Genomic DNA, 14,173 nt, shown 5'->3' on the forward strand with positions numbered 1-14,173 from the left:
TCACGGGATGTGTCCCGGCGCGCGGCGGGATGCAAGACGGTGCCGCGCGGGGCTGGAGTCCGACCGGCGCGCCCTGCGGGACCCCAATCGGACCTTCGGCGTTGAACTGCCGGCCGCGGCGCATCCGCGTGGGCGGCGCCGGTTCGAGCCCGAGGTGCCGTCATGGTCGCAGCCCCCGCGTCCCAGTCCGATTCGCAGGGCGATCCATCCCCGCCCGATCTGGAGCAGGTGAACGACATCCTCGCGGAATGGGCCGCCCGCTCGGCCGCAGACAGCGCGGCGCTGATCGATCGGTTCGAGGCGATGGGCTACGAGGTCCGCGGCAAGTCCGAGGCCGAGATCGCGCAGGTCCTGCACCGGCCGCCGACCCGGGCGGCGACGCGTTAGCTGGGGATAATAGGTAAAAATACCTTGAATTTCTGAGATTTCCTGGCAGGCTGTCCCTGTGCGTCCGAGCCATAGCGCGTCAGGAACAAAACATGAACAAAAAAGTCGGGCCGGCGTCCCCCGGCCTTGCCGTGTCGAAGCGTTCCCGGGCGCGGAAGGCGGCCCTGCCCGCGGAGGCCACCCGCCTGCTGGCGCGGCTCGGCGAGCCGGGGGCCTATGCCCGACCCGACCCGTTCGCCGAGGATTCGCTCCTCGTCCGGCGCGGGGGGGCGGGCATCTCGGTGGGGAGCGGGCGGTTCGCGGCGGCATCCGGCCGGACCCTCGTGGCGGCCGATCTGGCGGACTGGGATGAGTCCGGCACGCGGTTGACGATCAGCACCGCCGGGCGGTCGCGCCTGCGCCGGCAGGCGGCGGGGGGCGAGGCCGCCTTCGCCGCGCAGCACCGCGAGCTGGCCGTGGAGAAGGGGGAGGGAAGCGCGGAGCCGGTCCTGCGCAACGCCGCCGAGAACCCGCTCGCCTGGATGGTTCGCCGCCGCGGCCGGGACGGCGTCCCGCTGATCGACGCGGCCGCGTTCGAGGCCGGCGAGCGGCTGCGGCGGGACATGACCACCGCCGCGCTCCTGCCCCGGATGGGCGGCGAGTTCGGCGCGACCCGCGTCGATGGCGGCGGCCCGCGCGATCCGGCCTCGGCGGCGGACCATGTGATCGCGGCCCGGCAGCGGGTGCGCGGCGCCCTCGACGCGGTCGGCAGCGACCTGTCCGGCCTGCTGATCGATCTCTGCGGCTTCCTGAAGGGCCTGGAGCGGATCGAGATCGAGCGGCGCTGGCCGGCCCGCTCGGCGAAGGTCGTGGCGCGCATCGCCCTCGGGCGGTTGGCCGAGCATTATGGCCTGGAGCGGGAGGCGACCGGGCCGGATCAGGCGCGGCTGCGCCTGTGGCGGGGGTGAGCCGGCCGGCCGACCCTCATCGCCGCGTCCCGCTGGCAGGCGGATCTCGGCCGAGCCCCGGGTCCCGGGAACCGGGCGAACCATCCCCGGGGCGCCTGCACCAATCCCGCCTCGCCACCATCCCGGAGGACCGATACCGGGCCTGAGCGCCGCTGTTCCGCGCCCGCGACAGGGCGAGTCTCGTCTTGGGCTCGGCCCTGTGGGCCACTGGCGGCGATGCCGCGGTGGAGCTCTGACGGGTCCGGCCCATTCGGGCGAAGGTCACGCCGGGGGCGCGGAGTCATTCCCCATCGCGTCGTATCGGGACCGTGGCCTTCACCCCTCCGCGGCGAGCCGGGTCGCGTCCCGGTGGATGCGCTCGGCCATCGCGCGCACGCCGTTCGACCGCTTCGACGTCACGTGGGAGCCGAAGCGGAGCTGCCGGAACAGGTCCAGCCCGTCGGTCTCGGCGGCCTCGCGCGGGGTCTTTCCGGTGTAGAGCGCCACCATCAGCGCCACGAAGCCGCGGACGATGAAGGAATCGCTGAACCCCTGCAGCTTGAGGCGGCGCTCCGGACCGGCCCCCTCGGCGGCCGTGTCGATCCAGACCTGGCTCTCGCAGCCATGGACCCGGTTGGCCTCGGTCCGCAGGGATTCGGGCATCGGCGGCAGGGCGCGGCCGAGCTCGATCAGATATTCGAGCCGCATGTCGTCGTCTTCGACGATCTCAAAATTCTCGATGATGGTGTCGATCGGCGGCAGCATGCGGGTCCGGATCCGGGGTGCGTCCGCGCCGCTATAGGCCGTCCGGGCTTTCGTGGCGACGGGGCCCGGCGACGCGGGCCGCTATTGCACGGCCGCGGTCGGCGGCAGGGTCAGTTTCAGGGGATCGGCCGGGGAGGCGTCACCCGAGACGGCGATTTCGGCCTGCGCCGCATAGGCCGCGATGAGGCGCGGGCCGAGCTTCGGGACGTTGGGCCGGCCGGAGGCCGCCATCTCGCTCACGCCGGAGACGATCGAGACGCAGAGCGGCTGGCCGGCCGCGGCCTCCAGGCCGATGCTGATCGCGCAGGCGACGTGCTCGGCCGTGGCATCCAGGCACTCGGCCACGATCTCGGCGACGATCATGCCGAGCGCGTTGGCGGTGCGCGGCTCCACGAGCCCGTTGCCCGATCCCTCGACCTGAACGCTGATCCGGCCGGCCCGGCGGAGCTGGCCGAGGCCCGAGGCCAGGCGGTGCAGGTAATCCCGGAGGTCGATGGAGGCGATGTGCGGCGCCTCGTGGAGGTGCTGCTGCACCAGCGCGATCGCCCGGACGCGCTGACCCAAGGCCTCGAAGCTGCCGCGGCAGGCGTCCGGCGCCGCCCGTCCGTACAGGCCGATCAGGCTCACCATCACCTGCAGGTTGTTGCGGACGCGGTGGTAGACCTCGGCGAGCAGCGTCTCCTTCTCGGCGAGCGCGTGCTCGATACTTTCCTCGGCATGCTTGCGGTCGGTAATGTCGAAGCAGGAGCCGAGATAGCCCTGGAACCGGCCGTCCTCCACCAGCGGGCGTGCGGTGTCGAGCAACCAGCGATAGACGCCGTCGTGCCGGCGCAGGCGGAATTCCACCGTGAAGGGCAGGCGCGCCTGGAACGCCTCCGTCACGATCCGCGCGTGCCGCTCGAAATCCTCCGGGTGCAGCCCCTCGCGCCAGCCGAGGCCGAGTTCCGCGGCGAGCGGACGCCCGGTGAATTCCAGCCAGCACTCGTTGTGGTGGATCGCATGCCCGTTCGCGTCCGAGCGCCACATCATCAGCGGGACGACGTCGGCGAAGCGCTTGAAGCTGTCGCTCAGCGCAGCTGCCTCGGCGGTGCCCTGCGTCGGAGCCATGTCGGAATCCTCCGCAGGACCCTCGCTCTGCGGCGCAGCCGTTCCGGACCCTGGTGGCTGTCCGACCATACTCTGTTCGACTCGCTCTGACGCGCTGTGTGATGAGAGGACCGTGAGGATAGCGCCCGTCAACGTGCCGATGGGGGTGCCGTTCCGATCGTCAGCCGCCTTTGGAGCTCTCATTCACAGGGACGGGATGATTGATCCGTCGCCAACGTACGCCATCGCACAGGATGTCGGCGGCCGGGGCCGGCGGGACACCGTCCGGGACGCCCGGTCCGAGGAGGGCCGCGGCGGCGCTGTTCCGGGGGAGCCGCGCGGGTTTCGGGTTCGGGCGGGACAGGGATGCGCGGGGGTATCTCCGTCGTGCAGGCAACCGGCTTGAACGGCCCCGGTCGGCGATTCGGCGTGGGCAGCTCCGCTTCTCTCCCTCCCCCGCAAAGGGGGGAGGGCGCAGGGGCCGGCCGGGCTGCCCTTTCTGGCAACCGCACGACGATCCCAGGGCATCTGCGGTCGCGCCAGAGAATTTGCCGAACATAGGAATTTGAGCTTGACACCGACACGCTCCTGGGCTATCCCTCAGGCACGGTCGAGACGTATGCGGAGGAGCGGCGATGCAGTTCCGCCCCGCCCTTCCAGCCGCGCAGCGCGCGGAGGTGCTGCAGCTCCTGGGCGAGACCGCCCTGACCATGTCCGAGATTGCGGCCCGTACCGGGGTCAAGGTGGGCACGGTTCGGACCTGGAACGCCCGGGCCGGCTGGCTGCGGCCGCCGCACTGGCGCTACGTCATCGCGCGATGGCCCGCGCCGCGTCGCAGGGCGGTCGCCCGGCTTTTGAGCAAGCCCGGCAACGATCCCGTCGACATCGCGGCGGCCCTGAGCTTCGGGCGCAACCGGACGGAATGGCTGAGCGCGGCTCTCCAGCTGACACCGCTGGTGCGGCGGGCCGGCCGCGGCGCGGCGCACGATCCGGCGCCGGTGATCGATCCCGCGAACCTGCGGGCGCATCTGCGCGCCCATATCGCCCGGCAGATCGCCGTCTTCGACGCGGCGCTGAGCGCGGAGGGGGCGGGGGTCGCCGACTCCGCCCGGGTCCTGCGCGACCTCGGCGGTCTGAAACGGCTGCTCGACGAGCTCGGTGCGGACGGCGTGCAGGATCCGGCGGGGGAGGGCGGCGATGACGGCACGAAGCTCGACCTGCCCGCGCTCCGCGCGGAGATCGCGCGACGCTATGAGGGCTTTGTCGGCGGCGGGGCGCCTGCCTGATTTCCTGGCGACGCTACCGCCCGACCTGCTCCGGGCGCTCGACGCAGACTGGCTGCACCGCGCCCGCGCCGACCAGCTCCCGCCGGCCGATCCGGAGCCCGGTGAGGCCGAGCCCTGCACGGAACCCTGGACGACCTGGGCGGTGATCGGTGGCCGCGGCAGCGGCAAGACCCGCACGGGCGCCGAGTGGGTCGATGCCCTGGCCCGGGGCGATCCGGCCTTCACGCCCGAGCCGGTCGGGCGCATCGCGCTGGTCGGCGAGACGCATTGCGATGTGCGCGAGGTGATGATCGAGGGTCCCTCGGGGATCCTGAGCCTGCCCCGGCGCGGCCGGAGTCGGCCCGTCTGGTCGCCGAGCCGGCGGCGGCTCGAATGGGGCAACGGCGCCGTCGCCCAGGCCTTCTCGGCCGAGGAGCCGGACGCCCTGCGCGGCCCGCAATTCGGCGCCGCGTGGTGCGACGAAGCCGCCAAGTGGCGCCGGTGTCAGTGTCAGGAGCGCGTTTAACATGCCCCAAATAGGGTTTAACGTCCCCCGGTTGACGGAATAGGCTACCCCTTCGCCCTTGCAACCCGAGTTGAAGCAGTGCCATCGCCTGCCGCGCCGTTCGAATAAGCTACCCCCAAACGCGGTGCTTGGGGCTATCTCCGACCTGTATGCAAGCCATTCGCTGACCTTCCCGGCTCCTCGCCCAGACCAAGGCCGGACGCATCGGGCCGTGGAGCGTCAAGCTCGCCTTCACGGCCGATTCGGAGTTCGCACGTGAGCGGGGGCGCCCTGAGCGTGTCGATTGACCTCGGTCCTGACGCGTCGATATCCCAGCGCCCTCTCACGGGACCTGACACGGAGTCTAGGCCTCAAGCCGGGCGATATGAGGCTCGTCTGAGCGACCCAGCCCCCCCCCCGGCCCGTTCAGTACAGGCGCCAGGCTCCAGCCTGCTTCCTGGCCTTCTTCAGGCGGCGCAGGCTCCTGATCGCGCGGACGAGCTTCTTGGCCTGACGCTTCTCGCAGGTCTCGATGACTGGCCGACCGGCGACCTTGACCATGAAGTGCCCGTCGGCCGCCTTTTCCTTGGTGACGTAGTGCATGGTCGGCCTCCTGTCGTTCGGGGCTCGGACGTCGAGCGGCCTGTCTCCGGGGTAAGTGCATGCGGCGACGAAGGGCGCGCGGACGCCCGGGGTGCTTGGAATCGGAGATGGACACGCGGGCGGGCGTCGCAACCCGGCTCCCGCCTTCGTGATCCTCACCGAAGCGGCGTCCGCCTCAACGACCTGACGCTCCCTGGGCCGCGATCTCCGCGGCCGCCCGGTCGAGATCCCGTTCGAAGCGAGGATCGCGGAACAGCACCTCCGCGATGACGGCCGCGGCGATCTTCCCGGCTTCGAGGTCTGACGGGAAATGGGTTCCGGCAATCATGCGGTTCTCCCCGTAGGAGGCCGCGAACGCGAACAGCGACTGGCGTTTCTCGGGCACGAGGCGCGACAACACCGTGGCCGCGAGATACCCGAACGTGGCGTGCCCACTCGGATAGGACGTGCTGTCGGAGCGATGGCCGAACGTGGCGAGGTCCGGCTTCACCTTATAGGGGCGCGGCCGGGCGATGGTGGCCTTGGCCGCCAGCACGGCGAGTTCGCCGTCTTGGAACACATGCTCGATCAGCGCTGCGGTGACCGGCATCGTCTCCGCCGTGAAGGCCGGGCCGAGCACACCGGTGAAGCGGTCGAGGGTGCACGGCAGGTTCGCGGTGATGCGGCGCTCGTCCTCGGGCGTGCGGGCACGGACGGCGGCTTCCACGGTCTGCAAGTCCACCTTGGCTGCTTCCAAACCGGCCTCGGGCGGGGGCGGTAGGACGCGCTGGAGCGCCATCGCCTCCGGGTCGATGTAGGTGCTGCGCAGCGTCCCGGCGGCGGCGGCAGGCAGGGCAAGGGACAGGACCACCGCCAGCGTCGCAGTGAATCGCTGGCAGCCCCTGACGAAGTTCCGATGTTTCACCGCCCCTCCTCACGCCGTGTCAGGTCGTACCGCCCGCAGTCACGTCGCCGGCCAGCTCCAAGGCTTTCCCGGGGGCGGTCTCCGGCAGCATCACCACGAGCACCCCGAGCGCGACCGCCGCGACGGCGGCGCACGCGAGATAGGCGGCATCGAACCCCGCCTGCTGGACCAAGGTTCCGGCGATCACGAACGATAGGGAAGCGCCCGCGCCCTGAACGGTCCCGATCAGGCCGTGGGCGGCGTTGTAGCGGCCGGTCCCGCGGGTGATGTCGGCCATCACCAAGGGCTTCACCGCACTGAGCAGGCCGGCGCCGACGCCGTCGAGGCACTGGACCGCGATCAGCCAATACGGGTCGCGCCAGACGAGATAAAGCAAGGCGCGCATGGGCAGCGCGGCGAAGCAGATCACGAGAAGAGGCTTACGGCCCCAATGTTCGGCCCGGCGGCCGACGATGAGCCCCATCGGCACCATAACCGCCTGCGCGCCGACGATGCAGACGGACACGATGACGGACGACCAGTCAGGGCGCGCTTGCCCGATCTCCTGAGCGACAAGGGTCAGCAGCGGCGCGTTAGCAAGATGGAAAAGACCCACGCAGGCGGCGAAGATCATGAGCGGCCGGCAGGTCAGCAGGGCTCGCCATCCGGCCGGGGCTTGTTCGCCTTCACCCTCGCCGCCACCGCGGGCTCGACGCGCGTCGATGGCATCGCGCGGGATCGAGTAGAGCGCCGCGGCCGAGACGATGGCGCAGGCCGGGACCAAGAGGAAGACCGCCCGGTCCGGGAACAGCCAACCGACGAGCCCGATTAGCACGGCGATGGCGACGTTCCCGGTCCGCTCCAGTGCGGCGTTGCGGCCGAAGCGCCGGGCGAGCCTGTCGGCCGGGAAAAGGCCGAGGGTCAGCGTTGCGATGGCCGGGCTCAGCATGCCCCCGACGGCGGCTAACACGCAGGAAGCCGCGAGCACGGGCCAGAACTGCGGGAAGAGCGCGACGAGGAGCGTGGCCAGCGAGAGCGCGACCAGGGCGCCGAGCAGGATGACTCGCTTGTCCCGCACTGCGTCGATGGCCGTCCCGATGGGTGTCTGAGCCACGATGCCGACGATGCCTGACACCGTGCTGACCAGTCCGACCGAGGCGTCGTCCCATCCGCGATGCACGTAGAGGTAGACGTTGAGGTAGGGCTTGATCGCCCCGTTCACGTCGATCAGCAGGAAGTTCAGGAGATCGAGAGGTCTGGAGATGGGCTTTCGCACCTGGGCGGCAGGCTGCCCGTCATCCTCGCCGCTGTCCTGCTCCACGTGGTCGGCCTCCCTTTCAAACTCACCTAGGGCGTCGCCGAACCAAACCGAATGAGGGAGCTATCCGCGGGCATGAACGATTTGCAGCCGTGCTCGACCCGGTGATCACGGACGGGGCGCTCGCCGTATGACCGCTCGGGGTGGGAAGCAGCTTGGCTGCTTTCGGTCGCAAGACGTTCTAAAGCGGACCTAGGATGAATCGCCGTCTCCGGATGGACGGTCCAACCCATCTCAGGGTCGAAGTTCGTTAAAGCCGGATGCCGTTTTCATCAGAGGCGATGCGACCGACGCGAAAGTGCGTTGCCTTGGGAGACAGAGTGATTCACGATCGCAAAGCCCCAATCACGCGACGTCTCGTGCTGGTCCGGCATGGCCAGAGCGTAGCCAACCGATCCGGTCTGTTCACGGGATTGCTGGACTCGCCCTTGACCGAGCAGGGTCGGATAGAAGCCGTGGCAGCCGGGCGGCGTTTGGCCGAGCGCAGCTGGCGCTTTTCCGATGCCTTCACCTCGACGCTGACGCGGGCCGTCGTGAGCGGCCGGCTTATCCTCGATACGCTCGGGCAACCCGGATTAATCCCTCAACGCTTCGCCGCGCTCGACGAGCGAGACTACGGCGACCTCAGCGGGCTCGACAAGACCGCCGCCGATGCGCGCTGGGGGGCGGAGCGGATCGAGACCTGGCGGCGCTCCTACGCCGAGGCGCCGCCGAACGGTGAGAGCCTGCGCGATACCGTCGCCCGCATCGTGCCATGCTACCTCCGATCCATCCTACCGGCGGTCATGGGCGGGGACGTGCTCGTCGTCGCCCACGGTAATTGCCTGCGGGCGCTCGTTATGGCGCTCGACGACCTCAGCCCGGCGGAGGTCGAGCAACTCGAACTCGCGACGGGCTCCGTCAGGATCTATGAGTTTGCTGCGGACACGACGATCGAGGCCCGCTGGATCGACGGTTGAATCCGCCTGTAGGCCCCCAAGAATGGGTCGCCTCACGCTTCGAAGGGATCCCCATTTGATCTAATTAAGTGATTGGAATTATCTAATCATTCCGTTGGAGTGAATGAAAGGGAAGTGGGATTCTCCGGCATCACATCGGAGCCACCCATGTCCGCCCCCAGACTTGTCTCCCACCCTCGATCGATGCGTGCCCTGGCCGGCACGAGAGCCATCCTTCCAGGACTGGGCCTCTGCGTGGCAGTTACCGCCGCAGCGGTCGGCTTCGAAGCCGTCGAGACGCACCTGTTCGGTCGCGCTTGGCTCGAAGCCCTGGTGCTGGCGATCCTCCTCGGGAGCGCGATCCGCACCGCCTGGACCCCGTCGCAGCGTTTCTTTCCCGGCATCGCCTTCGGGGCCAAGACCGTGCTGGAGATCGCGGTCGTAATGCTAGGCGCGTCGCTCAGCCTCGCGACGATCCTCGCCGCCGGCCCGGGCCTGCTCTTCGGCATCGCGGGCGTCGTCGTGGTCGCGATCCTGTCGAGCTACGGCATCGGCCGGGCGCTCGGACTGCATTCGCGCATGGCGATCCTCGTCGCCTGCGGCAACTCGATCTGCGGCAACTCGGCGATCGCCGCCACCGCCCCGGTGATCGGCGCCGACGGCGAGGACGTCGCCGCCTCCATCGCCTTCACCGCGGTGCTGGGCGTGCTGGTGGTGCTCGGCCTGCCGCTGCTGGTGCCGCTGCTCGGCCTGTCGCCGATGCAGTACGGCGTGCTCGCCGGCCTCACCGTCTACGCCGTGCCGCAGGTCCTCGCCGCCACCGCGCCGGTCGCGGCGCTCAGCGTCCAGGTCGGAACCCTGGTGAAGCTCGTCCGGGTGCTGATGCTCGGGCCGGTCGTTCTGATGCTCTCCCTCGGCGCGAGCCGGCTGCGCGAGGAGACCGACGAGGCCGCCCCCGGCGTCACAACCGGCGACCGCCCGGCCCCCGGCGGCCTCGCGATCCACCGCCTGGTGCCGTGGTTCATCCTCGCCTTCCTGGCGCTCGCGGGACTCCGCTCGGCCGGGCTGATCCCGCAAGTCGCGCTCGCGCCGATGTCGGAGACCGCCAACGTGCTGACCGTAGTCTCGATGGCGGCACTCGGCCTCGGGGTCGACGTGCGCAGCGTCGCCAAGGCCGGGGCGCGGGTGACCCTCGCTGTGGTCGCCTCGCTCCTTGCCCTCGGCGCCGTCAGCCTCGGCCTGATCCATGTGCTCGGCCTCGTCTGATCCACGCTATGGCATCGATCCGACCCCTTGATGGAAGAATTGCCGTGACACGTTCGTCCCAATCTTCATCCGAGGCAGTCGCGCAGGCGACGGGATGGTTGATGGGGCCGGGTCGCGAAGCGGTGGACGCGGCAGCCCTTCTCGATGGGTTCAGTGCGTGCCTCTCGGGGCTTGGCCTGCCGCTGGCCCGCGCCACCACCCACGCGCCGACCCTGCATCCGTCGTTCCGGTGGGTGATGCGCGTCTGGCATCCAGGAACGTCGAGCCTAGCCCTGCGTCGCCGCCACGGCATCGAGGGCACGCCGACCTTCCACGGCAACACCGTCGAGCACGTGGTCGAGACGCGGACCCCACTCCAATGCCGTCTCGACGGGGATGGGCCGCTGCCGTTTCCCGTGCTTGGCGAGCTTCGCAACGAGGGTCTGACCGACTACCTCATCGCGCCGCTGCATGCCGCGCGTGGACGCATGGGTGCCGCCTCCTGGGCCACGGCGAGACCGGGCGGCTTCACGCCGATCGAGATCGAGACGTTGCTAGCGCTGGTCGAGCCGTTCTCGCTGCTGTTCGAAATCAAGGCGCTCGACGACATGCTTGGCGCGGTCCTGAGCGCCTATGTCGGGCGCGACCCGGCGCGGCAAATCCTGGCCGGCACAGTGCGGCGCGGCGACGTACGCCTCATGCGGGCCGCGATGATGCTGACCGATCTGCGCGGGTTCGGTGAACTGTCCGACCGGCAAAGCCCCGACCATGTCGTGGCCGCCCTCAACCGGATGTTCGATGCCATCGTGCCGGCCGTCGAGGCGGAAGGCGGCGAGGTGCTAAAGTATATTGGTGACGGGCTGCTGGCCGTGTTCGATGCCGATCGCGACGAGGCCGAGGCGCGCCGTGCCGCCTTGCGTGCCGCCGAGGCCGCACTCGATGCGCTTGCGACCCTGCGCGACGGTGACAGGGCTGCCTTTGAGGTCGGCGTCGCACTTCATGTTGGGGAGGTCGCCTACGGCAATATCGGCGGCGGCGACCGGGTCGACTTCACGGCGATCGGCCGCGATCTCAACGTGCTCGCTCGCGTCGAGCGCCTGTGCAAGACCTACGACACGCCGCTGATCGCCACCGACACCTTCCTCCACGGCCTGGCGCATGCCCTCGAACCGCTCGGCATTGTCGCCCTTCGCGGTTTCGCCGAGCGTCACGCCTTGTTCGGGTGTCGCAGGACCGCGCCTGTCGAAGCACCGGCGGTCTGACGTCGAGACGATATCTGGCACCACCGGCGCGGAGATCCAAAATTCTCAAATCATCGCATTGGGAGATCGTTCGCATCGCGAAAGACCGTTGGTGGGAATTAAACGCATCCCGTAGCATCTCCCTAGTCGCAAGGAATCGCCACGGGTCCGGTGCCCTCGAACGCATCGACGCCGACGAACTTTGAAGGGAGAGACCATGCACGGATTGGAAAGACCGACGAACCGCCGCCTCCTGTTGGGCGGGCTCGGGCTCGGCAGCCTTGCCGCCGCGATGCCGGCCTGGGCCGCGGGCTCGGTGAAGCTGCCGCTACCCGGCGGCCCGGATGTGCGGGATCTCACGACGGCCTTTCCCGGCAAGGGCGAGATGATCCTCCAGCGTACCCATCCGCCGCTGCTGGAGACGCCGTTTGCGGTGTTCGATGAGGGCGTGTTCACCCCCAACGACCGCTTCTACGTGCGCTGGCACTGGGCCTCGATCCCAACCGAGGTTGATGCCGGCACCTTCCGTCTCAAGGTCCACGGTCATGTCGAGAAGGAGCTCTCGCTCTCCCTCGATGCCATCGCCGGCCTGCCGCGCTTCGAGATCGCCGCGGTCAACCAGTGCTCGGGCAACTCCCGCGGGCTGTTCGAGCCGCGGGTTCCCGGCGCGCAATGGGCCAACGGCTCGATGGGAAACGCCCGCTGGACCGGGGTGCGCCTCAAGGACGTGCTCGAAAAGGCCGGGGTGAAGGCCGGTGCCGTGCAGGTGCGCTTCAGCGGCCTCGATGAGCCGGTCGTGGACGACGCGCCGGACTTCAAGAAGTCGCTCGATCTCGACCACGCCTACGACGGTGAGGTGATGATCGCCTACGCGATGAACGGCGAGCAATTGCCGCTTCTCAACGGCTTCCCGCTTCGCCTCGTGGTGCCGGGCTGGTACTCGACCTACTGGGTCAAGATGTTGTCGGAGATCGAGGTGCTGGACAAGCCCGACGACCAGTACTGGATGAAGACCGCCTACCGCATCCCGGACGTGCCGGGCGCCAACATCAAGCCCGGCCAGACCGGCTTCAAGACGGTGCCGATCAACAAGATGGTACCGCGCTCGTTCGTCACCAACCTGCAGGATGGCGCCAAGGTGACGGCCGGCGCGCCGGTGGCGTTGCGCGGCATCGCTTTCGGCGGCGATTGCGGGGTGAAGGCGGTCGACTTCTCCGGCGACGGCGGCGCGACGTGGTTTCCAGCACAGCTCGGCGCGGACGAGGGCCCCTACAGCTTCCGCCGCTTCGAGGGCAGCCTGCCGGCGTTGGCCGCCGGCACCCACACGGTGAAGGTCCGCTGCACCAACACCAACGGCGTCGCGCAGCCCACGGACCGGGTCTGGAACGGGGCCGGCTTCATGCAGAACGGTATAGAAACCGTGTCCTTCCAGGCCGCTTGAGGAGAACAGCCATGACCCCGATCCGCTCTGCAGCCCTCAGCGTCGCGCTCATACTGTCTCCCCTGGTGGCGCTCGCCGCCCCGGCTCCCGAGCCGATGCGCTTCACCTCGCAATCGATCGAGATGCCGACCTCCGACCGGATCTTCCCCGACGGGCCCGGGGCCGAGGCGGTCAACAACAACTGCCTCGCCTGCCATTCGGCCGGGATGGTGTTGACCCAGCCCAAGCTCACGAAGGCGCAGTGGACCGAGACCGTGAACAAGATGGTCCACATCTACAAGGCTCCGGTCGATCAGGCCGACGTGCAGACCATCGTCGACTACCTCACGGCGTTGAAGCCGACCCCCTGAACTCCCGAATCCCGAGGCCGCCGCGTTTTTTCGCCGGCCTCGGGGAATAGACCGCCCTCGCTGGCATCTCCTTAAGGCGATGCATGGCCGGACCGGTCCCGCACGACGCAATCCGATTTCGAACCCGCCCGCACGGCTGGCCCCGGCCGCCGAACGAGCGCGCATGCCCAAGAGACCCGCTTCATGACCCATATCCGCACCAGTCTCCGCGCCTTCCTCGCCGGAGCTGCCTTGCTTCTCGCCCAGGGCCAGCCCGGGTCCGCCGCTGGTTTCGACGGCGCGATCAAGAACAACGCCTTGGCGCTGAACGCTGCCGGGACCGTCGCCGCTGTATCGAACAGCGAGGAGAGCGCCGTCGTCGTCTACGACGTCGCCAAGGGCACGGTGCTGCGCCGCCTCGACGGCTTCGTCACGCCGCGCAACATCGTGTTCGCGCCGGACGGCGCCCGCTTCTACGTCTCCGACAGCGGCACCGGCCGGATCACGGTCTACGAGACCGCCACCGGCAAGGAAGCCGGCGTTCTCGCCGCCGGGCCCGGGGTCTTCGGCACCGTGCTCTCGGCCGACGGGGGCAAGCTCTACGTCAACAACGAGGCCGCGAGCACGCTGACCGTGTTCGACACCAAGACTATGCTGGCAGATGCCGTGATTCCCGGCTTCGCGCAGCCGCGCCAGGGCGTGAAGCTGTCGCCCGACGGCAAGACCGTGTTCGTGACGAACTTCCTCGGCGACAAAATCACGTTGGTCGATACCGCCACCAACAAGATCACCGGCGAGATCGCTGGGTTCGACAAGCTGCGCGCCATCTCGATCACCAAGGACGGCAAGACGCTGTTTGCCGCCAACAGCGGCCGCAATACCATCGGCGTGGTCGATATCGCCGCCCGCAAAGTCACCTCCGAGGTGGAGGTGGGCAAGGACCCCTACGGAGCCGCACTGACACCGGACGGTCGCTTCGTCTATTCCGGCAACCTCAAGGACAACTCACTCTCAGTGATCGACACCGGCACCCTCAAGGTTGTCGCCACGGTGACCGGCCTGAACGAGCCGCGCCAGGCGATCGCGTTCTCGGCCGACAACGCCCGCGCCTACGTCCTCAACCGCGATCTCAGCGTCGCCGTGGTCGATCGCGCGAAGAATGCGGTGGTCTCGACAATGAAGCCCTGAGGCGACGCGCGCCGGGGGCCTTATCGCCCCCGGCGCGTTCTCGTCGTCGACAT

14 protein-coding genes and 1 pseudogene are annotated in these 14,173 nt (G+C 69.2%); 10 read left to right on the forward strand and 5 right to left on the reverse strand.

Going from position 1 to position 14,173, the window contains the following annotated elements:
* The first annotated feature begins 162 nt into the window (after positions 1 to 162).
* Together FVE89_RS01145 and FVE89_RS01150 are read left to right on the forward strand one after the other, a co-directional pair.
* Positions 163 to 387: a hypothetical protein gene (locus FVE89_RS01145; RefSeq protein ID WP_160532419.1), complete on the forward strand. Its 225-nt coding sequence runs from the start codon at positions 163 to 165 to the stop codon at positions 385 to 387.
* Positions 388 to 479: 92 nt separating this feature from the next.
* The gene (locus FVE89_RS01150; protein WP_246730439.1) at positions 480 to 1,334 is read left to right on the forward strand and encodes a DUF6456 domain-containing protein; all 855 of its coding nucleotides are present in this window, start codon (positions 480 to 482) and stop codon (positions 1,332 to 1,334) included.
* A 315-nt stretch (positions 1,335 to 1,649) separates the two neighbouring features.
* On the opposite strand, the gene FVE89_RS01155 is transcribed toward FVE89_RS01150, so the two are convergent.
* Both FVE89_RS01155 and FVE89_RS01160 read right to left on the reverse strand, forming a co-directional pair.
* Positions 1,650 to 2,078, reverse strand: a complete 429-nt coding sequence (locus tag FVE89_RS01155) for a SufE family protein (RefSeq protein WP_160532421.1) — start codon at positions 2,076 to 2,078, stop codon at positions 1,650 to 1,652.
* An 81-nt stretch (positions 2,079 to 2,159) separates the two neighbouring features.
* Positions 2,160 to 3,185, reverse strand: coding sequence for a histidine kinase dimerization/phosphoacceptor domain -containing protein (locus FVE89_RS01160; RefSeq protein WP_160532422.1), 1,026 nt, complete (start codon positions 3,183 to 3,185; stop codon positions 2,160 to 2,162).
* A 614-nt stretch (positions 3,186 to 3,799) separates the two neighbouring features.
* On the opposite strand from FVE89_RS01160, the gene FVE89_RS01165 reads away from it, so the two are divergent.
* Together FVE89_RS01165 and FVE89_RS01170 are read left to right on the forward strand one after the other, a co-directional pair.
* Complete coding sequence (locus tag FVE89_RS01165; protein WP_160532423.1) at positions 3,800 to 4,450, forward strand: hypothetical protein; 651 nt, start codon at positions 3,800 to 3,802, stop codon at positions 4,448 to 4,450.
* A pseudogene (locus tag FVE89_RS01170) lies at positions 4,416 to 4,971 on the forward strand (terminase family protein); the annotation flags it as partial. The gene FVE89_RS01165 and the pseudogene FVE89_RS01170, both read left to right, overlap by 35 nt.
* Positions 4,972 to 5,360: 389 nt before the next feature.
* Here FVE89_RS01170 and FVE89_RS30385 read toward each other — a convergent pair.
* The 3 genes from FVE89_RS30385 to FVE89_RS01180 form a co-directional block, all read right to left on the reverse strand.
* Positions 5,361 to 5,537, reverse strand: a complete 177-nt coding sequence (locus FVE89_RS30385; RefSeq protein ID WP_164706348.1) for a hypothetical protein — start codon at positions 5,535 to 5,537, stop codon at positions 5,361 to 5,363.
* A gap of 175 nt (positions 5,538 to 5,712) precedes the next feature.
* A complete protein-coding gene (locus FVE89_RS01175; RefSeq protein ID WP_043074849.1) occupies positions 5,713 to 6,441 on the reverse strand; it encodes a phosphatase PAP2 family protein in 729 nt (242 codons plus the stop codon).
* Positions 6,442 to 6,460: 19 nt separating this feature from the next.
* Complete coding sequence (locus tag FVE89_RS01180) at positions 6,461 to 7,741, reverse strand: MFS transporter (RefSeq protein ID WP_160532424.1); 1,281 nt, start codon at positions 7,739 to 7,741, stop codon at positions 6,461 to 6,463.
* Between the two features lie 341 nt (positions 7,742 to 8,082).
* Here FVE89_RS01180 and FVE89_RS01185 point away from each other — a divergent pair, with 341 nt between their 5' ends.
* The 6 genes from FVE89_RS01185 to FVE89_RS01210 all read left to right on the forward strand — a co-directional run bounded on the left by FVE89_RS01185 (position 8,083) and on the right by FVE89_RS01210 (position 14,120).
* Positions 8,083 to 8,697 carry a 2,3-bisphosphoglycerate-dependent phosphoglycerate mutase gene (locus FVE89_RS01185; RefSeq protein ID WP_193375331.1) on the forward strand — a complete coding sequence of 205 codons (615 nt, stop codon included), beginning with the start codon at positions 8,083 to 8,085 and terminating at the stop codon, positions 8,695 to 8,697.
* Positions 8,698 to 8,844: 147 nt separating this feature from the next.
* On the forward strand, positions 8,845 to 9,942 hold the full coding sequence (locus FVE89_RS01190) for a putative sulfate exporter family transporter (protein WP_007557760.1): 1,098 nt from the start codon (positions 8,845 to 8,847) through the stop codon (positions 9,940 to 9,942).
* A 101-nt stretch (positions 9,943 to 10,043) separates the two neighbouring features.
* A complete protein-coding gene (locus FVE89_RS01195; protein ID WP_007557758.1) occupies positions 10,044 to 11,183 on the forward strand; it encodes an adenylate/guanylate cyclase domain-containing protein in 1,140 nt (379 codons plus the stop codon).
* Between the two features lie 196 nt (positions 11,184 to 11,379).
* Positions 11,380 to 12,603: a molybdopterin-dependent oxidoreductase gene (locus FVE89_RS01200; RefSeq protein ID WP_043074850.1), complete on the forward strand. Its 1,224-nt coding sequence runs from the start codon at positions 11,380 to 11,382 to the stop codon at positions 12,601 to 12,603.
* A gap of 11 nt (positions 12,604 to 12,614) precedes the next feature.
* The gene (locus FVE89_RS01205; protein WP_007557755.1) at positions 12,615 to 12,953 is read left to right on the forward strand and encodes a cytochrome c; all 339 of its coding nucleotides are present in this window, start codon (positions 12,615 to 12,617) and stop codon (positions 12,951 to 12,953) included.
* Positions 12,954 to 13,136: 183 nt separating this feature from the next.
* A complete protein-coding gene (locus FVE89_RS01210; protein WP_007557753.1) occupies positions 13,137 to 14,120 on the forward strand; it encodes a beta-propeller fold lactonase family protein in 984 nt (327 codons plus the stop codon).
* The last annotated feature ends 53 nt before the right edge of the window (positions 14,121 to 14,173 follow it).

The organism is Methylobacterium sp. 2A (assembly GCF_009806555.1).
In the GTDB taxonomy this organism is placed as follows: Bacteria; Pseudomonadota; Alphaproteobacteria; order Rhizobiales; family Beijerinckiaceae; genus Methylobacterium.